The sequence below is a fragment of the Saccharopolyspora sp. NPDC003752 genome, from assembly GCF_053605825.1.
Map to the genome: position 1 here is coordinate 13,134 of NZ_JBSGJZ010000041.1, position 17,305 is coordinate 30,438.

At 71.9% G+C, this 17,305-nt stretch carries 17 protein-coding genes; 5 read left to right on the plus strand and 12 right to left on the minus strand.

All coding sequences use genetic code 11. From position 1 onward, the window contains the following. Positions 1–16 precede the first annotated feature (16 nt). Together ACWEV3_RS35375 and ACWEV3_RS35380 are read right to left on the minus strand one after the other, a co-directional pair. Positions 17–1,669, minus strand: coding sequence for an amidohydrolase (locus ACWEV3_RS35375; RefSeq protein WP_452618068.1), 1,653 nt, complete (start codon positions 1,667–1,669; stop codon positions 17–19). A gap of 27 nt (positions 1,670–1,696) precedes the next feature. Then, on the minus strand, positions 1,697–3,025 hold the full coding sequence (locus tag ACWEV3_RS35380) for an MFS transporter (protein WP_452618069.1): 1,329 nt from the start codon (positions 3,023–3,025) through the stop codon (positions 1,697–1,699). A 160-nt stretch (positions 3,026–3,185) separates the two neighbouring features. Between ACWEV3_RS35380 and ACWEV3_RS35385 the strand changes: the two genes are divergently transcribed. Next, on the plus strand, positions 3,186–4,085 hold the full coding sequence (locus ACWEV3_RS35385) for a LysR family transcriptional regulator (RefSeq protein WP_452618070.1): 900 nt from the start codon (positions 3,186–3,188) through the stop codon (positions 4,083–4,085). A gap of 22 nt (positions 4,086–4,107) precedes the next feature. Here the strand turns inward: ACWEV3_RS35385 and ACWEV3_RS35390 are convergent, their stop codons facing one another. Beyond that, positions 4,108–5,307, minus strand: a complete 1,200-nt coding sequence (locus tag ACWEV3_RS35390) for an MFS transporter (RefSeq protein WP_452618071.1) — start codon at positions 5,305–5,307, stop codon at positions 4,108–4,110. Positions 5,308–5,563: 256 nt separating this feature from the next. On the opposite strand from ACWEV3_RS35390, the gene ACWEV3_RS35395 reads away from it, so the two are divergent. Next, entirely contained in the window at positions 5,564–6,577 is a 1,014-nt protein-coding gene (locus tag ACWEV3_RS35395) for a M14 family zinc carboxypeptidase (RefSeq protein WP_452618072.1), read from the plus strand. 455 nt (positions 6,578–7,032) lie between these two features. On the opposite strand, the gene ACWEV3_RS35400 is transcribed toward ACWEV3_RS35395, so the two are convergent. Beyond that, complete coding sequence (locus ACWEV3_RS35400) at positions 7,033–7,725, minus strand: haloacid dehalogenase type II (protein WP_452618073.1); 693 nt, start codon at positions 7,723–7,725, stop codon at positions 7,033–7,035. Between the two features lie 84 nt (positions 7,726–7,809). On the opposite strand from ACWEV3_RS35400, the gene ACWEV3_RS35405 reads away from it, so the two are divergent. Next, positions 7,810–8,349, plus strand: a complete 540-nt coding sequence (locus ACWEV3_RS35405; protein WP_452618074.1) for a CGNR zinc finger domain-containing protein — start codon at positions 7,810–7,812, stop codon at positions 8,347–8,349. Positions 8,350–8,362: 13 nt separating this feature from the next. On the opposite strand, the gene ACWEV3_RS35410 is transcribed toward ACWEV3_RS35405, so the two are convergent. Genes ACWEV3_RS35410 through ACWEV3_RS35435 form a run of 6 tightly spaced genes read right to left on the minus strand, consistent with a single transcriptional unit; the run spans position 8,363 to position 13,106 of the window. Then, the gene (locus ACWEV3_RS35410) at positions 8,363–8,557 is read right to left on the minus strand and encodes a ferredoxin (protein ID WP_452618075.1); all 195 of its coding nucleotides are present in this window, start codon (positions 8,555–8,557) and stop codon (positions 8,363–8,365) included. Positions 8,558–8,580: 23 nt separating this feature from the next. Beyond that, entirely contained in the window at positions 8,581–9,798 is a 1,218-nt protein-coding gene (locus ACWEV3_RS35415) for a cytochrome P450 (protein ID WP_452618076.1), read from the minus strand. Positions 9,799–9,820: 22 nt separating this feature from the next. Next, positions 9,821–11,002: an NAD(P)/FAD-dependent oxidoreductase gene (locus ACWEV3_RS35420; RefSeq protein WP_452618077.1), complete on the minus strand. Its 1,182-nt coding sequence runs from the start codon at positions 11,000–11,002 to the stop codon at positions 9,821–9,823. Beyond that, on the minus strand, positions 10,999–11,199 hold the full coding sequence (locus ACWEV3_RS35425; protein ID WP_452618078.1) for a ferredoxin: 201 nt from the start codon (positions 11,197–11,199) through the stop codon (positions 10,999–11,001). Before ACWEV3_RS35425 ends, ACWEV3_RS35420 begins: the two co-directional genes overlap by 4 nt. Positions 11,200–11,241: 42 nt before the next feature. After that, positions 11,242–11,886, minus strand: a complete 645-nt coding sequence (locus tag ACWEV3_RS35430; RefSeq protein WP_452618079.1) for a TetR/AcrR family transcriptional regulator — start codon at positions 11,884–11,886, stop codon at positions 11,242–11,244. Between the two features lie 2 nt (positions 11,887–11,888). After that, positions 11,889–13,106: a cytochrome P450 gene (locus ACWEV3_RS35435; protein ID WP_452618080.1), complete on the minus strand. Its 1,218-nt coding sequence runs from the start codon at positions 13,104–13,106 to the stop codon at positions 11,889–11,891. Between the two features lie 115 nt (positions 13,107–13,221). Here ACWEV3_RS35435 and ACWEV3_RS35440 point away from each other — a divergent pair, with 115 nt between their 5' ends. Further along, positions 13,222–14,652, plus strand: a complete 1,431-nt coding sequence (locus ACWEV3_RS35440) for an MFS transporter (protein WP_452618081.1) — start codon at positions 13,222–13,224, stop codon at positions 14,650–14,652. Here the strand turns inward: ACWEV3_RS35440 and ACWEV3_RS35445 are convergent. Beyond that, the gene (locus ACWEV3_RS35445) at positions 14,637–15,863 is read right to left on the minus strand and encodes a L,D-transpeptidase (RefSeq protein ID WP_452618082.1); all 1,227 of its coding nucleotides are present in this window, start codon (positions 15,861–15,863) and stop codon (positions 14,637–14,639) included. The genes ACWEV3_RS35440 and ACWEV3_RS35445 overlap by 16 nt on opposite strands. A gap of 270 nt (positions 15,864–16,133) precedes the next feature. On the opposite strand from ACWEV3_RS35445, the gene ACWEV3_RS35450 reads away from it, so the two are divergent. Next, positions 16,134–16,316, plus strand: coding sequence for a substrate-binding domain-containing protein (locus ACWEV3_RS35450; protein ID WP_452618083.1), 183 nt, complete (start codon positions 16,134–16,136; stop codon positions 16,314–16,316). 81 nt (positions 16,317–16,397) lie between these two features. On the opposite strand, the gene ACWEV3_RS35455 is transcribed toward ACWEV3_RS35450, so the two are convergent. Continuing rightward, entirely contained in the window at positions 16,398–17,279 is an 882-nt protein-coding gene (locus ACWEV3_RS35455) for a S1 family peptidase (RefSeq protein ID WP_452618084.1), read from the minus strand. Positions 17,280–17,305 lie beyond the last annotated feature (26 nt).

Sequence of the window (17,305 nt, forward strand, 5' to 3'; positions counted from 1 at the left end):
GGCGGCGGTTCAGCGCTCAGGCGGTCTTCAACGCTCCGGTGTTGTGGGCGATCCGTCCGCCGACCACCGTCGCGCCCACCGTGAGCTCGCCGATGCGTTCCGGCGCCACGCCCAGCAGGTCGTCGCTGAGGACCGTGAAGTCGGCGAGCATGCCCCGGGCGAGGGTGCCCTTGACGTGTTCCTCGTGGACGGCGTGGGCCGAGCCGATCGTGTAGGCGCGCAGGGCCTCGTGCGCCGTCACGGCCTCGTCCGGGCCGATCGGCGCGCCCGAGGCGGTTCGCCGGTTCACCATGTCGTGGATGCTCAGCAGCGGATCGGGGGCGACCACCGGCGCATCCGTGGAACCCGGCAGCACCACGCCCGCGTCCAGGAACGAGCGCATCCGGTAGGCGAGCTGTCCCCGCTCGGGTCCGAGGGCCGCCAGCATGCCGTCGCCGATCTCCGACAGGAACCGGCCCTGCGGCACCGGGATCAGCCCGAGCTCGGCGATCCGGGCGACCTGCTCGGCGCTCGTCACCGCCGCGTGCTCGATCCGGTGCCGCACATCCGTGCGCGGGTGCAGCCGCTGCGCCTCCTCGTAGGAGTCGAGGACGACGTCGAGGGCGGCGTCGCCGATGGCGTGCGTGGCGACCTGCCAGCCGCAGCGGTGCGCCTCGACGATGTAGCGGCGGATCTGCTCCCGCTCGTACTGCAGCAGCCCGCTGTTGCCGGGGGAGTCGTGGTAGTCGCAGCACATCGCCGCGGACCGGCCGATCAGCGAACCGTCGGAGAGGATCTTCGTCGGCCCGATGCGCAGCCACTCGTCGCCGAACCCGGTGCGCAGGCCGAGGTCGAGGCCGTACCAGGTGTTGCCCGGCTCCAGTGCGCCGCAGTCGTGCAGCGCGGTGATGTAGGGCATGACCGTCATCCGGACGCCGAGCAGCCCCCGTTCCCGCGCGCGCATGTAGGCATCCAGGTCGGCGGGGCCGTTGCCGATGCCGTCGACGACGCCGATGCCCGGCTCCGTCGCGCTGGTCAGCCCGATCGCGAGCGCGGCCTCCGAGGCGGCGGCGATGTTGGCGACCCACTCCTCGGACGGCTCCGGCCGGAGCACGTGCTCGACCAGCTGCATCGCGGTCTCCTGGAGCAGCCCCACCGCGCGCCCGCCCGCGTCGCGCACGACGTGGCCGCCGGGCATGTCGGGCACGTCCGCGAGGTCGGTGAACCCGGCCCGCTTGAACGCCTCCGTGTTGGCCACGGCCATGTGGTGCGAGGTGTGCATCAGCCACACCGGGCGGCCCTGCGCGGCCCGGTCGAGCGCTTCGGCGGTCGGGTGGGCGCCGATCTTGTTCTGGTCGTAGCCCGAGCCCGTCACCCACGCGTCGGCCGGCAGCGTCGCCGCCCGCTCGGCCACCGCCCGGTAGAGCGCGTCGAGGCTCGGCGCGGCCTCGTAGGAGACGTCCAGTTCGCGCAGGCCCTTGCCGACCAGGCTGAGGTGGTGGTGCGCGTCGTTGAAGCCCGGCACGGCGTGCGCGCCGCCGACGTCGACCACCACGTCGGACGCGCAGCCCGCCGCCTCGTCGTCGAGCGCGGCGATCCGGCCGCCCAGGACGCCGACGGTGTGGGCCGCCGGACGGTCCGGGTCGAGGGTGGTGAACCGTCCATTGTGGAAGATCGCGTCGAGGCGCAAGATTGGTCAACTCCTTCTCTGGATGGGTCAGGCGATGGCCGGCGCGGGCTGTTCCCGGGCCGCTCGCCGCGCGCCGAAGCGGGCGAGACCGGCGACGCTCGCGGTCGTGATCAGCAGCAGGGCCACGTAGAACGCGGCCACCGGCCAGAAGGAACCGCCGCTGGAGGTCAGCAGGGCCTGGGCCGCGAACGGCGTCGTGCCGCCGATGAGCGTCGAGCAGAGCTGGTAGGCCAGCGAGATCCCGGTGTAGCGGATCCGGGAGGGGAAGGCGCGGGCGAGGAAGCCGGCCAGCACGGCGTAGTACCCGCAGCCGCTGACGATGGCGAGCGCGATGCCGGCGAAGACCAGCAGCGGCGGCGCGGTGTTGATCAGCAGGAACATCGGGACGGCGACGACGGCGTTGACCAGCAGCGAGCACACCATGAACCGGGCCTCGCCGACCCGCTCGGAGATCAGCGCGGCGATCGGCTGCCACAGGAACTGCACCACCGAGATCGCGAGCAGGACGTACAGCATCGTCTGCCGATTCATGTGCAGCTCGTTGGTGGTCCAGGAGAGCACGAACGTGTTGGTGAAGTAGGCGGTCGAGATGCCCATGATCGAGGCGCCGATGCCGAGCAGGACGGTCCGCCAGGCGGTGCGCAGCACCTCGGCGACCGGCAGTCGCACCACGTCGCCGCTGGACTTGACCCGCTCGAACTCGCCGGACTCCTCGACCTTCATGCGGATCAGCAGGCCGACCGCGACGAGGATCCCGGACAGCAGGAACGGCACGCGCCAGCCCCACGCGAGGAAGGCGGCGTCGTCCAGGGTGCCCGCGGCCAGGAAGACCAGCGTGGCCAGGATCGCCCCGGCCGGGGAGCCCTGCTGCACCAGCATCGCGAAGAAGGAACCCCGGCCCTTCGGCGCGTGCTCGGACGCCATCAGGACCGCGCCGCCCCACTCGCCGCCGACGGCGATGCCCTGGACGGCGCGCAGCAGCGCCAGCAGGAACGGGGCGGCGACGCCGATCTGCGCGTGGGTGGGCAGCACGCCGATCAGGAAGGTGGCGACGCCCATCAGCAGCAGCGTGGTGACCAGCGTGCCCTTGCGGCCCATGCGGTCGCCGAAGTGGCCGAAGATGATGCCGCCCAGCGGGCGGGCGAGGAAACCGACCCAGAAGGTCGCGAAGGAGGCGAGCACACCCGCGGCGGGCGAGACCTCGGGGAAGAACAGCTTCCCGAAGACCAGCGCGGACGCCGTTCCGTAGATGTAGAAGTCGTACCACTCGATCGTGGTGCCGACGAAGGAGGCGAGACCCGCGCGGCGGGCCTGGCCGGAGGCGCGGGCAACCCCGGTGGGGCGTGGGACGTTCATGGGGTCTCCGGCGGTAGCGGAGCCTTCGGTGCGGGTTCTCACCGGAGGAGCCGGGTGGGTGTGTTGGACAGCCCATAGTTTGAGTTCGGCCTCCGATGTCGTCTAATACTTGATTGCTAGCAATCCGATGCCTCGGAGGCATGATGGGAAGGAGGGCGACGTGGAGCTGCGGGTGCTGCGCTACTTCCTCGCCGTCGCCGAGTCCGAGTCGGTCACGGCCGCGGCCCGCATGGTGCACGTCGCGCAGCCGTCCCTGTCCCGCCAACTCAGCGCCCTGGAGCGGGACCTGGGGGTTTCGCTGTTCACGCGCCGCCCCGGGTCGCTGACGCTCAACGCCGCCGGCCGCCGCTTCCGCCCGGTCGCCCAGGACCTGGTGCGCCGCGCCGAGCAGGCCGCCGAGACGATGGCCGCCATGGGCGAGGGGGAGGAGGCGGCGCTCACCGTGGTCGCCGCACCCGCCACGGTCGCGTCCCTGCTGGCCCCGTTCATGGCGGGCGGCGGCGCGGCGGGGCCCACGCTCCGCGACGCGATCCAGGAGGAGCCGAGCCGGGTCTTCGAGACGCTGATGCGCAGCGACGCCGACATCGGGATCTCGACGTTCCCGGCCCCCGCCTCGCTGGAGTCGGCTTTCCTGGGCCGCACCCCGGTGCTGGCCCAGGTCCCCGCCGAGCACCCGCTGGGCGGGCGCACCACGATCGACCTCGCCGAGCTGGTCGCCGAGCCGCTGATCGTGATGACCCGGTCGAACGTGGCCCGGCTGGTCGTCGACGAAGCCATCAGCCGGGAGGGCCTGACGCCGACCGGTGTCGTGGAGACCGGGTCCTCGGCCTTCGCCCAGGCCCTCGCCGCGGCGGGCCGGGGGATCTGCCTGGTCACCGACGAAGCCCGCTTCGGCCTGCGGGACCTGATCGTGCGCACCGGCGAAGGCCCGCTGACGGTGCCCCTCCACGCGGGCTGGGACGCCGCCCACTACGCGCGGCCTTCCATCCAGGCCCTGGTCGACGGCTTGCGCGTCTACTGCGTGGAGCGCACGCGGCGGTTCCCAGGACTGCGGCCCTGAGCCAAGCGTCCCTTGTGGACGTTCATCGCGAGGTGGTGGCCTTCGCGCGTCGGGATCCGCCCACCACGATCAGGGTGAGGACGGCGAGCGCCGCGCCGAACCACAGCACGCTCGTGGTGCCGACGCCGTCGACGGCCAGGCCGCCGACGAGCGAGCCGAGCGCGATGGACAGGTTGAACGTCGAGACGTACAGCGAGGATGCGGCCTCGGTGGTCTCCGGCGCGGCCTTGAGGATCCAGGTCTGGAAGGTGACCGGCAGCGCGCCGTAGCCCGCGCCCCACAGCACCAGGACGGCGGCCGCGGTGACGGCGGTGTTGTCGACGACCGCGAGGACGACCATGGCCAGGGCGAGGATCGCGGCGATGCCCGCGGCGGTCTGCCGCATCAGCCTGGCGATGAGTGCGCCGGCGACGAAGTTGCCGCAGATCCCGGCGAGGCCGAACGCCAGCAGCAGCACGCCGATCAGCGCGCCGTCGACGCCGTCGGCCTGGAGGATCGGCCGGATGAACGTGTAGGCCAGGAAGTGGCCGGTGACGCCGAGGAACGTGATGGCGATGCCGGCCCGCACGCCCGCATTGCCCAGGAAGACCCGTGGCAGATCGGCGAATCCGATGGTCCGCCGGGCCGGCACCTTCGGCATCAGCAGGGCGATGCAGACCAGGGAGACGAGGCCGAGGACGCCCACGGCCGCGAACGCGTTGCGCCAGCCGGTGAGGTCGCCGAGGAACGTGCCGATGGGAACGCCGAAGACGGACGCGGTTTCGACCCCGCCGAAGATGACCGCGGTCGCCCGTGGCGCGTGCCGCTCCGGCACCAGGCGCAGCGCGATTCCGCCGGAGACGGACCAGAAGCCGCCGACGCTGAGGCCGATCAGGAAGCGGGCGATCAGGACCGTGGTGAAGCCGGTCGCGAAGGCGGAGGCGAGGTTGGCGGCGCCGACCAGGCCGATCAGGACCGCCAGCACGACGCGGCGGTCGAGCCGGCCGGTCGCGACCGTGACCAGCGGCGCGGAGGCGGTGGCGACGAGGCCGGGAACGGTCAGCATCAGGCCCGCGGTGCCCTCCGACACGTCCAGCTCGGAACCGACCGGGGTCAGCAGGCCCACCGGCAGCAGCTCGGAGGTCATCAGGGAGAAGATGCCCAGCGCCACGGCCAGCACGGCGAGCCAGCCCCTGGCGGTCGACCGGCCGGTCGCGGACACCGGATCCTCGCAGGTCGTCACGACTCCAGAAACCTTCCCCGGCCGAAGCGAGTTGCCACACCACGACCCTAGGGGCGACGACGACCCCGCGTCTGGTGCATTCCCGGAAGGAGAACCCGGGCCAATTCGCCGGATCACCTGCTCGGCGCGGGTTCCGGAGTTCGCGCCCGCAGGTGATCGCGCGAACCGCTCGCGCCTGCCCGGGTCGTTGCCGGTGCAAGGGAATTGGGCTCCGGATCTTGTGGTGCGGCCGTTCGGCGGGGCAGACTCCTGCGTCATGGTGAAGTCGACGCGCATAGCGCTGCTTTCCGTTGTCGTAGCGGTCCTTTCGATCCTGTGGTTCGTCGCGCCTTCGCAGGCCGCGCCGCCCGGTCGGGTCGACCCGCGGCCCAGCACGGAGGAGCTCGCCCGGGAGCTGCAGGAGCTCCAGTGGCGCAGCCGCGGCGCGATCCGGGTGAACGCGATCGGCGAGTCCAACCAGGGCAGGCCGGTGTGGAGCGCGCGGGTCGGCGACGGGCCGTTGCGCATCCTCTACGTCACGCAGCAGCACGGTGACGAGCCGCTCGGCACGCCCGCCGCGCTGGAATTCCTGCGCGACGTCGGCGTCGGCCGGAGCGACTACCAGCGCTGGTTGCGGTCGCAGGTGACCGTCGACATCGTGGTGCGGGCGAATCCCGATGGACACGAGCAGAACTGGCGCTACAACTACGCGCCCGACGCCGACCCCGAGTACGGCGAGGCGGGCAAGGGCTACGACATCAACCGCTACCACGACCCCGCGGTCGCGCCCGAGGACAACCCGGCCACCGAGGCAGGCCTGATCCAGCGGCACTACGCGGAGTTCCAGCCGCAGATCGTGGTCGACTACCACATGCAGGGCCGCTACGTCGACGGCTCGGGGCGCGAGATCACCGCGTCGCTGCTGTGGCCGACGACGCCGGGTGTCGAAGCGGACGACATCGCGCTGGCCAAGCAGATCTCGGTGGTGGCGCAGCGCTCGATGACCGAGGGCGGCGCGAACGTGTCGCAGTACCCGGGCGGCGACTACCAGGGCATCGCCCGCAACGCCTACGGGCTGCGCGGCAGCGGGAGCGTGCTCATCGAGCTGAGCGACATGGGTGCGGAGCACGAGCAGGCTCAGATCGACTCGGCGCGGCGGTCGATGCTGGCCATCGCGCACAGCGCGGCCGACGGCTCGCTGGCGAACGTCGATCCGGCCGAGGCCGACGCGATCCCGCCGCGCGGGACGCCGCTGCCGCAGGCCGCGGCGAGCGGCGCGCACGCCGACTGATTCGATGAGGGAGCGCACGGCCTGCGGTTGCGCAGGGCGTGCGCTCTTTCGTTTCCGGGTGCAGGTGCGCTAGCGGTTCGCCTGCACGCCGAAGGATTTCAGTACGGTGTCCACATAGGACTTGGTGTCCTCGGGTGCGGCGGCGCTGTTCAGCGCGGCCGCACCCGAGGTAGACCGCGTACGCGGCGGCGGCGAGGTGCCGGGCCTGGTCGGCGAGGCGTGACCGAAGCCGGCCGGATCGCCGCCGGCTGAACCTGCCTCGTGGCGGATCTTCGGGCATGGGCGGCGGATCCGGCTGGATGGCGATTTCGCGCGAAATCGCCATCCAGCCCGCACGCGGAGCGGTGATTTCGCGCGAAATCACCGCCCTTGCGTTCCGGGGGTCGCGCATTGCGCGGGCCTGCGTCCCGTTTGGAAGGGCTCCTGGTCCCGTGCCGGGGTGCGGATCGGCCTGGTCAGCCCGGCGTCAGCGCGGTGGTCAGGTCGTCCAGGTCGTCGAATCGCCCGTCGAAGGTGTCGGAGCTGGTCGGTGGATCTCCTCCCGGCCGGTGGACGTAGGCGGTCCGCATGCCGGTCGACTGGGCCGCGCGGAGGTCCCAGGCGTGGGCGGCCACCATGAGCACGCGTTCCGGTGGGCAGCCGGCGGTGTCGATCGCGAGCCGGTAGACCTCCGGCGCAGGCTTGTAGGCCAGGGCGGCCTCGCCGGGCAACGCCTGGTGCCAGCGCAACCCCGCATGCGCGCTCAGCCGCATCAATGCGGTGCGGCTGGCGTTGGAGAGCCCGAGCAAGGCGAAATGCTCCGCGAGCCGATCAAGACCGGCGATGGTGTCGCCCCAGGGCGGCAGCCGCTGGCCCGCCGTAGCCAGCCGGGCGATCGCCGCCGGGTCGGTGAGTCCGGCGCGGTCGGCCACCAACCGCGCGGCCTCTCCGTCGATGATCTCGGAGTTGGCGTATGCGCGATGTCCTTGTGCGATGCGTTGCTGTTCGCGCTCGACGTGCTCCAGCCACGAGGCGAGCAGCTCGTCGACCGCCGCATCGTCGGACGCGGGCACCGCTTCGCGAATCGCCGCTCGCAGTCCGCTGGGTTCGTCGACCAGTGTTCCGAGGACGTCGAAGACGACGACCTCGACGTCGCGGATCTCTGCCACGCGATCTCCTCCTGGGGCCCTGGCGTCACCGGTTTGACAGGTGACGATATTGCCCCCAGGTTCGTCACCGGTCAAGATGGTGACGTGGATTTCGCATTCGTGAGCGGCAACGCGGCCCTCGACCTGACCGGCACCGTGGGGTCTCGCCGGGACGAGCCCGTCGATGCCCTGGCCGCGCCCGCGGACCTGGAGCGGTGGGTGGCCGAATGCGCCGAGCTCCCGGACCGGGTCACCGCCGACTTCGCAACCTTCGAGTTCGCGCTGTCCCTGCGCGAAGCGATCTACCGGCTCGCCCTCGATCGCGTGCTCGACCGGCCCTTCGACCCGGACAGCCTGCAAATCGTCAACGGCGCGGCCGCCGCACCGCTGCCCGCGATCAAGCTCAGCGACGCGGGGCTGCACAGCTCGGGAGATCTCCGCGCGGTGCTGGCTCACATAGCCAGGAGCGGTATCGCCGTGCTCGGCGATCCCCACGCCTGTCTCAAGGAATGCGGCCGCAGCGACTGCACCCGCATCTACCTCGACCGCTCGCGCGGCGCCCGTCGCACCTGGTGCGGGATGGACGAGTGCGGCAACCGCGTCAAGGCCGCGGCCTACCGGGCTCGCCGACGGGCCAAGGCCTGAACGATCGCTGTCGTCAGTCCGCCACGACGATGGCCAGCGCCGGGCACAGCATCGCGGCCTGCTGGACGTCCTCGGCGAGTCCGGCGGGCGGATTCGCGTTGAGCAGCAACACGACGCCGTCCTCGTCGCGCTGGTCGAAGACCTCTTCCGCGGCCAGCACGCACTGACCGGACGAGACGCACTTGTCCTGATCGATGGTCACCTTCATCGGAACTCCTCGGGGTCGGGCGGTCACCAGGTGACTGGCAGGCGGTAGACGCCGTAGACGGAACCGTCGTGCTTGAACGGGATCTGCGCCAGGTCCTCGGCCAGCCGTAGGGTGGGGATGCGCCGGTAGAGCGTGCTGTAGACGACCTGCAGCTCCATCCGCGCCAGCGGCTGCCCGAGGCACTGGTGCACGCCGAAGCCGAAGGCCACGTGGTGGCGGGCGTCCCGGGTGAGGTCCAGCCGGTCGGGGTCGGGGAACGCCTCGGGATCGCGGTTGCCGATGTCGTTGGCCATGATCAGGCCCTCACCGGCGCGGATGACGTGACCGTCGATCTCGATGTCCTCCAGCGCCACCCGGCGCCGCCCGTTGTGCGTGATGTGCAGGTAGCGCAGCAGTTCCTCGACCGCGCCGGCGACCAGCTTCGGGTCGTCGGTGTCGCGCAGCAGCGCCAGCTGTTCCGGGTGCTCCAGCAGGGCGAGCGTGCCGAGGGCGATCATGTTCGCGGTGGTCTCGTGCCCGGCGATCAGCAGCAGCACGCCCATCCGCGCCGCTTCGCCCCGGGCCAGTTCCCCGGCCGCGACCCGCTCGGTCAGCCGGGACAGCAGGTCGTCGCCGGGGTTCGCGAGCTTCGCGCCGACGAGGTCGTCCAGGTAACCGGCCAGCCGGCCCATCGCGGCGGTGCGGTCGTCGGGGCTCGCGTCCCGCTTGATGATGGTCTTGCTGTTCTCCTGGAAGAAGTCGTGATCGGAGTAGGGCACGCCGAGCAGTTCGCAGATCACCAGCGAGGGCACCGGCAGCGCGAACGCCTCGACCAGGTCCACCGGGTTCGGGCCGGCGAGCAGCTCGTCGATCAGGTCGTCCACGATCTTCTGCACGGCCGGGCGCATCGCGGCCACCCGCTTGACGGTGAACGGCGCGGTCACCATCCGCCGCAGCCTGGCGTGCTCGGGATCGTCCATCAGGATGAAGCTGACGCCGGAACCGCCCGGCCTGATCGGCGCCGAGCTGGGGTAGCCGGGGCGGGTGATGTCGGCGCTGACCCGCGGATCGGCCAGCAGCGTCCGCTGCTCCGCGTAGCGGGTCACCAGCCACGGGGTGCTGCCGTCCCACAGCCGGACCTTCGCGAGCGGCCCCGCCTCCTGCCGGGACCGCAGGTCCGGCGGCGGGTCGAACGGGCAGCCCGCCGCCCGGGCCATCGGGAACTCCGGGACCTCCGCCGATTCCTCGCGAACTGGGATCATCGCTTGCCTTCCTGCGTCGTCGTCAGATGGCTGGTGCGGAAAGCGCCTCGACGACCTCGCCGCGGCGCAACCGGGTCTGCTTGGGCATGTTCCAGCCGAGCACGCCGACGGCCTCGCCATCGCGGCGGTACATCGCGACGAACCGCCCGTCCGCCGGGTCTCCGTCCACGATGGTCGCTTCGGCGGCGGCCGTGGGCAGGCCGTGGACCTGGATCTTGGTGTCGTACTGGTCTGTCCAGAAGTGCGGCACGGGGGAGTAGGGCTGGTCCTCGCCGAGGATGTTGGCCGCGACGGCGTTCGCCTGCATGGTGGCGTTGGTCCGGTTCTCCAGCCGCAGCGAGACGCCGAGCGCGTCGTGCTGCCAGCGAGCCACGTCCCCGGCTCCGTAGATCCCTTCCGCCGCGCGGCAGCGGGAGTCGCAGACGAGCCCGTTGTCCAGCTGCAGCCCGCTTTCCGCGAGCCATTCCGTCGCCGGCGCGGCGCCGAGCGCCACCACGACGACGTCGGCGGGCAGTTCGTCGCCGGTGTCCAGGCGCACGCCGGTGACCCTGCCGTCCCGCCCGGTCAGCCCGTCGACGGCCGTGCCCAGCCGCAGCCGGACGCCGCGCTCGGCGTGCAGTTCGCCGAGCAGCCCGCCGACCAGGGTGCCGAACTGGCTCGCCATCGGCACCGGCTGCGGGCCGACCAGCGTCACGTCCGCGCCCATTCCCCTTGCCGTGGCGGCGATTTCGGTGCCGAGGACGCCATCCCCGACCACGACGACCCGCGTCGCGCTCAGCAGGGCGGACCGCAGCGCCAGGGAGTCGTCGAGGGTGCGCAGCACGTGGACGCCGGTCAGGCCGTCCTGGCCGGGCAGCGTGCGGGGCCGCAGCCCCGTCGCCACGACGATGGTTCCGGCGGTCAGGGTTCGGCCGGAGACGGTGCGGACGGTGCGGGTCGCCGGATCCAGGCCGACCGCCGGGTCGCCGAGGACGATGTCGGCGTCCAGTTCGGCCAGCTTCTCCGGCGACCGCAGCCGCACCCGCTCGGCCTCCCAGGTCCCGGCGAGGACCTGCTTGGACAGCGGCGGGCGGTCGTAGGGCAGGTGGGGCTCGGCGCCCAGGAGGGTCAGGGAATCGCGATATCCCTTGCGGCGCAACGCGTCTGCGGTGGCGATGCCGGCGGCGGACGCGCCGACCACCAGCACGCCTGCGGGGGCGCTCACGCGTTCTCGCCCAGCTCGATCGCCGCCGCCGGGCACACGCCGGCCGCTTCGCGGACCGCGGCGTGCAGCGGCTCGGCCGGTGCCGCGTCGAGCAGGATCACGACCCCGTCGTCCTCCCGCTGGTCGAACACCTCGGGGGCGAGCAGCACGCATTGCCCTGCGCCGCAACACCTGTCCTCGTCGACGGTCACCTTCACGAACATCCTCCTCGGGCGGATTTCGGCTGGTCCGAACGGAAATCAACGCGTGACCGGTGCCAGCCACATCCCGACGATAGCGTCGATCAAGCCGCTCGCGGCGTCCTGCCAGTTGTTCCGCGGTGTGGCGGTGCCCTCCGCGAGAGCGCGTTCGCGCTCGGCGCACATGTGCACCATGAGCTGGCGGGCCATGTCGCCGCGCTCCAGCCGCACGTCGACCGGCAGGTCGGGCAGGCACCGGTTGAGGCCGTCGAGGACCGTCAGCAGCGACGGCGCGGTGAGGGACTCGTCGATCATGATCTCGCGCAGCGCGGGATCGGTCATGACCTGCGCCCCGAACCGGGCGAACCAGGTGGGGCTGCCGAGGGCGGCCAGGTGCTCGGTGACCGGGCGGACCAGGCAGGCCACCCAGTCCCGCACGTCGGTGGAGCCGCCGGCCTCGGCGACCATGGTCAGGCGCAGCCGCTCGATCTGCTCGGAGTGCCGGCGCGCGATCGCCCGCACCAGGTCGGCCTTGGTGCCGAAGTGGTAGCCGACCGCGGTGTTGTTGCCCTGCCCCGCGGCCTCGCTGACCTGGCGGTTGGACACGGCGAAGACCCCGTGCTCGGCGAAAAGCCGTTCCGCCGCCGCCAAGATCTGCTCCCGCGTCGCGTTGACCCGCTCCGCCCGGGCAGTCTTCCCGGCCATCGTCACCACCGCACCGGAAGTTCGCGGAGGCCGCCGACGGCGAGGCCCTCGACCCGGTTGAGGTCCTCCGGCGCCACGGCGAGCTCCAGCGTGGGGAGGCGTCGGAGCAGCACGTCGAGCACGGCCTGCAGCTCGGTGCGGGCCAACGCCTGGCCCAGGCAGGAGTGCGCCCCGGCGCCGAAGGCCAGGTGCGGGTTCGGGCTGCGGCCGAGGTCCATCTCGTCGGCGCCGTCGAACGCTGTGGCGTCGCGGTTGGCCGCGGCCATGCTGCACACCACGGTCGTGCCCGCGGACAGCCGGATGTCGGCGACCTCGGCGTCCTCGCCGATGTAGCGCGGCATGCCGAAGCCGGGGTTGGCGTCGAACCGCAGCGCCTCCTCCACCGCGGTGCGCACCAGGGAGCGGTCCGCGAGCAGCCGTTCCCACCGCGTGCGGTCGGCGAGCAGCATCGCCACCATCTTGCCGATCATGTTCGCCGTGGTCTCGTGCCCGGCGACCAGCAGGCCCATGCCGGTGCCCACCAGTTCCGCGTCGCTGAGCCGGCGGCCCTCGGCGTCGGCGCCCACGATGAGTTCGCTGAGCAGGTCGTCGCCCGGCGCCGCGCGCTTGGCGGCGATGTGGGCGGCCATGTACTCGACGAACTCGGCCTGCGCCGCGTCGATCTCCGCCTGCTCGTAGCGGGTCAGGTTGAGCAGCGTGTCGGACCAGTGCGCGAACTCGTCCCGGTCGCTGTCCGGTACGCCGAGCATCGTGCAGATGACCCACACCGGCAGCGGGAAGCCGAGGCTCGCCTTGAGGTCCGCGTGGTCGCCGCGCGCCACCATGTCGTCGATGAGCCGCTCGGCCATCGCCTCGATCTCGGGCCGCAGCGCGGTCATCCGCCGCGCGGTGAACCACTTGCCGACCATCCGCCGCCACCGCTGGTGCGCGTCGCCGGACTGGGGGAGCGCGGTCGCCAGGGAGCTGTTGAACACGCCGCCCGACTCGTTGGCCGAGATCCGGGCCGCGCCTTCGGCGCTGAGCTGCCGGGTGAACCGCGGGTCGGAGAGCACCCGCTTGACGTCGTCGTAGCGGGTGAGCAGCGAAGCCTCGTCGCCGCTGGGCAGCGACACCCGGGCCACCGGGCACTCCTTCCGCAGCTGCGCCCACGCCGCGGGCGGTTCCAGCGCCGCCGCGCTGGGAATCGGGTAGTCCAGCACCTGTTCGCCCTCGCCGGTCATGCGGGCTCCCTCCCGGTCGGTCTGCGACCAGTTAACCGATCCCGCTACTTTAAGTCAATCAATTGATTTAAAGTAGCCGACCGGCAACGCCGATCACCCCGACGGAGGCCCCGCCATGCCCCACGCCCCAGTCCGAGCCGCCGACGCCGTGGTCTCGGGCCCGCCGCGCGCGAACACCGTCGTGGCGGTGCTGGCCTTCGGCGGGATCGTGGTCTCGCTGATGCAGACCCTGGTCATCCCGCTGGTCCCCGTGCTCCCCGCGCTGCTGGGCGCGTCCGCGTCCGATGCCGCGTGGGCGATCACCGCGACGCTGCTCGCCGGGGCCGTCGCGACCCCGGTCGTGGGCCGGCTGGGGGACATGTACGGCAAGCGGCGCATGCTGCTGATCAGCCTGGTGCTGCTGGTGGCCGGCTCGGCGGTCTGCGGCCTCAGCGACTCGCTGACGCCGATGGTCGTCGGGCGGATCCTGCAGGGGCTGGCGGCGGGCGTCATCCCGCTGGGGATCAGCATCATGCGCGACGTCCTCCCGGCGGAACGGCTCGGCTCGGCCACCGCGACGATGAGCGCCTCGCTGGGCGTCGGCGGCGCGTTCGGCCTGCCCGCGGCCGCCTTCCTGGCCGAACGCACCGACTGGCACGTGCTCTTCTGGACGTCGGCGGGCCTGGGTGCCGTCGCGACCGCGCTGGTGCTGGCATTCGTGCCGGAATCCGGCGTGCGCAGCGGCGGGCGCTTCGACCTCGTGGGCGCGGTCGGGCTGTCGGCCGGGCTGATCTGCCTGCTGCTGGCGATCTCCAAGGGCGCGGAGTGGGGCTGGACCGCCACCCGGGCCGGAGGATTGCTCGGCGCGTCGGCGGTGCTGTTCCTGCTGTGGGGTTTCTGGGAGCTGCGCGTCGCCCGGCCGCTGGTGGACCTGCGCACCACCGCGCGCCGCCAGGTGCTGCTCACCAACATCGCGTCCGCCGTGTTCGGGTTCGCCATGTTCGCGATGTCCCTGGTGCTGCCGCAGCTCCTGCAGCTGCCCGCGGTCACCGGCTACGGCCTGGCGCAGACGATGTTCGTCGTGGGGCTGGCGATGGGTCCGTCGGGCCTGGTGATGATGGCCATGGCGCCGCTGTCCGCGCGCATTTCGAAGGCCCGGGGACCGAAGACGACGCTGATGCTGGGCGCCGTCGTGGTGGCGTGCGGCTACGGCCTGGGCATCGTGCTGATGTCCGCGGTCTGGCAGCTCGTGCTCGTCTCCAGCGTGATCGGCGCCGGCATCGGGCTCGCCTACGGGGCGATGCCCGCGCTCATCATGGCGGCGGTGCCCGTGGCGGAGACCGCGGCCGCCAACAGCCTCAACACCCTGATGCGCGCCATCGGCACCTCGGTCTCCAGCGCGGTGGCGGGCGCCGTGCTCGCGCAGCTGACCACGACGTTCGGCGAGCTGACCGTGCCGTCCGAGGCAGGTTTCCAGGCGATCATGGCGATGGCCGCCGCCGCGGCCCTCCTCGCGCTCGCGATCGCAGCCTTCCTGCCCCGGCACGCCGCTCAGCGCGGCTGGTAGAGGGCGCTGCCCTTGATGTACTCGTCGTAGGGGATCGTCCAGTCCGGGATGTCGCCGTCGGCCGGGGTCAGCGGCCGGTCGGAGCCGACGATCTCCACCGGGTCGCCGATCTGCACGAAGTCGAAGTACCACTCGCCGTTGGCCGGCGACAGGTTGATGCACCCGTGCGAGACGTTGGCGACCCCCTGCTGCCCGACCGTCGCGGCGTTGACGTGCACGAACTCGCCGTTGTTGGAGATGCGCACGGCGTGCGGGAGGACCTCGTCGTAGTAGCCGGGCTGGCCCTTCTGCGGACCGCCCCAGGTGTCCGAGCGCATCCGCGTCGAGGTGTGCTTCTCGAAGGCCACGTGGACGCCGGACTGGGTCGGGTAGACGCTCCTGCCGTAGGAGGCCGGGAGCTCCCGGATGGGCTTGCCGTCCTGGAAGACGGTGAACGTGTGGGTGTTGACGTCGCCGATCGCGCGCTGGTCGCGCCCGATGAGGAAGCTGGTCTCGGTGTCGTCGGTGCCCATCACGCCGCCGCCGGTGTCCACGCCGTACAGCTGCGCGCGCACCCGGACGATGGTGCCGGACTTCCAGAACTCCTTGGGGCGCCAGTTGACCTGCTCGTCGCTCATCCAGTGGAACGAGCCCTCGGTCGGCACCGACGGCTCGACCGACAGGCGGCGCTCGACGGCGGCCCGGTCGGTCACCGGCCGGCTGAAGTAGATCGACACCGGCATGGCGACGCCGACGGTGTCGCCGTCGGTGGGCCGGGTCCGCTCGACGGTGACGGTGTCCACGGGCTTGACCGTGCTGAAGGTCGAGTTCAGCGGCGCCGACGGCTTCCGCTCGACGTCTTCGGCCAAGGCGTGCACCCGGTAGGTGGTGCCGAACTCCAGCGGCGTCGTCGTGCTCCACCAGCGGCCGCCGTCGCGCAGCGAACCGGGGATCGTCCTTCCCCCGTCCGTGGTAACGGTGACCGAGGTGAGCGTGCCCGCGTGCGCGGTGACGACCAGCGGCTCGCTGGGCGCGACCTGCGCGGCGCGGTCCGGCACCGAGGCCGTCACGGACGCGGCCGAAGGCTTCGGCGGAGCCGTGCACGAGGCCATCGCGCAGGCGAGCACCCCTCCGACGACGACCCGCCACGCTGTTGCTACCCGCATCCCCGGCCCCCGTCCCTTGCCGATGTGCCCGACATCGAAACCACTGTCCGGGGCGGGGCCGAACATCTCAACACGATCATGCGTCCGCGCCGCGCCGGCTACCTGCCGGGAAGCCGCCGGACGGATGAGCTGATCAAGCCGGAATTGATAACACGAAGCCACGGATCTTTCGTGGTGGTACGAACCGCCGCAGCCACCGGAGCTCCGGGAGGTGGGCTGGTATGGGTCCACATTGGTCAGGTGTGCGTCTCGTGCTCGTGGTCTTGGCCCGTGCGCACTTTGTGTCGCTATAGCAGCACAAAGTGCGCACGGTCGGTGCGGTGCCGGCGTCAGCACTTGGTGGATGACGATCCGCTGGCCCGCTGTTCGCACCCGCCGCTGACCACGATCCGGGTCGACCTGGCGGCCGAAGCCCGGCGGCTGACCGACGCCGTGCTGTCGGAGCTGGGGCGTTCCGCGCGAGCCGCGTCGCCGGCGGAGGGGCCGTTCGTGGACCTGGTGGTGCGGGATTCCACCTGACCGGGACGGCGCGATCGGTGCCGATGGCACGGGGCCCCGGCGGTGCGATTCACCGCCGGGGCCCCGGTCGCGATCAGGAGATCACGCGATGACGCTGTCGATCCAGCCGCGGAAGTGGCCGACGCTGGTGTAGACGTCGGGCGACTCGCCGCAGACGTGGCCGACACCGCGGCTGTCCACGCCGACGACCCGCCAGCGCTTGCCTTCCCTGACCAGCAGCGGCGAACCGGAGTCGCCGCCGCAGGGGCCGCGAACGCCCTCGGGGTTGTCCGCGCAGACGTCGCCGTCGTGGATGCCCCAGGAGGTGTCGCCGTCCGGGCCCGCCACGCACTTCGGCGTGTCGGACGGGATGATCGACGTGTCGAGCTGCTGGAGCTGCGTCGGCAGCTTGGTCGGGTCACCGGCGTCGTCGTTGGAGACGTAGCCCCAGCCGATCTCGCGGACCGCGGTGCCCGGCTCGGTGATCTCGTCGGCCATCGGCGCCGGCGCGTCGGCGATCGGCCCGTCGAGGTGCAGGAGCGCGATGTCCTTGCCCAGCTCGCGGTCCTCGTACGAGTGGTACTCGGGGTGCACCACGATGTCCTGGAGCTTGGCGATGGTCCCGCCGGAGGTCCGGTCGTTGGAGCCGACGCGCACGTGCAGCAGCGCCGGGTCCATCACGACGTAGGCGCCGCCGTTCGGGTCGGGCGAGGTGACGCAGTGCGCCGCCGTCACGACCCACTCCGGGCTGATCAGCGCGCCGCCGCAGCGGTGCGAGTTCGGGTCCCCGTTGCGTTCGTACTCTAATGACGTCATGAACGAGTAGGTCTGGTCCGCGGGTGTGCCGCCGATGATCGAGGGCGTCACGTCGCCGGTTGGTTCGTCGGCCTGCGCCGTCCCGAAGCTCGTGAACGTGCCCGCGGCGGCGACCGCGGCGGCCAGCGCCGCGGTGCGCTTCAGCGACCCCGGCAGGTTCTTGGTCATCTGCTGTTGTCCTCCGATTTCCCCGC

Coding starts and splice junctions, on each gene's coding strand:
- ACWEV3_RS35430 (WP_452618079.1), bottom strand. CDS start 11,886: ATGGCCGGGAAGACTGCCCGGGCGGAGCGGGTCAACGCGACGCGGGAG.
- ACWEV3_RS35440 (WP_452618081.1), top strand. CDS start 13,222: ATGCCCCACGCCCCAGTCCGAGCCGCCGACGCCGTGGTCTCGGGCCCG.
- ACWEV3_RS35380 (WP_452618069.1), bottom strand. CDS start 3,025: ATGAACGTCCCACGCCCCACCGGGGTTGCCCGCGCCTCCGGCCAGGCC.
- ACWEV3_RS35415 (WP_452618076.1), bottom strand. CDS start 9,798: ATGATCCCAGTTCGCGAGGAATCGGCGGAGGTCCCGGAGTTCCCGATG.
- ACWEV3_RS35410 (WP_452618075.1), bottom strand. CDS start 8,557: ATGAAGGTGACCATCGATCAGGACAAGTGCGTCTCGTCCGGTCAGTGC.
- ACWEV3_RS35395 (WP_452618072.1), top strand. CDS start 5,564: ATGGTGAAGTCGACGCGCATAGCGCTGCTTTCCGTTGTCGTAGCGGTC.
- ACWEV3_RS35445 (WP_452618082.1), bottom strand. CDS start 15,863: ATGTTCGGCCCCGCCCCGGACAGTGGTTTCGATGTCGGGCACATCGGC.
- ACWEV3_RS35435 (WP_452618080.1), bottom strand. CDS start 13,106: ATGACCGGCGAGGGCGAACAGGTGCTGGACTACCCGATTCCCAGCGCG.
- ACWEV3_RS35455 (WP_452618084.1), bottom strand. CDS start 17,279: ATGACCAAGAACCTGCCGGGGTCGCTGAAGCGCACCGCGGCGCTGGCC.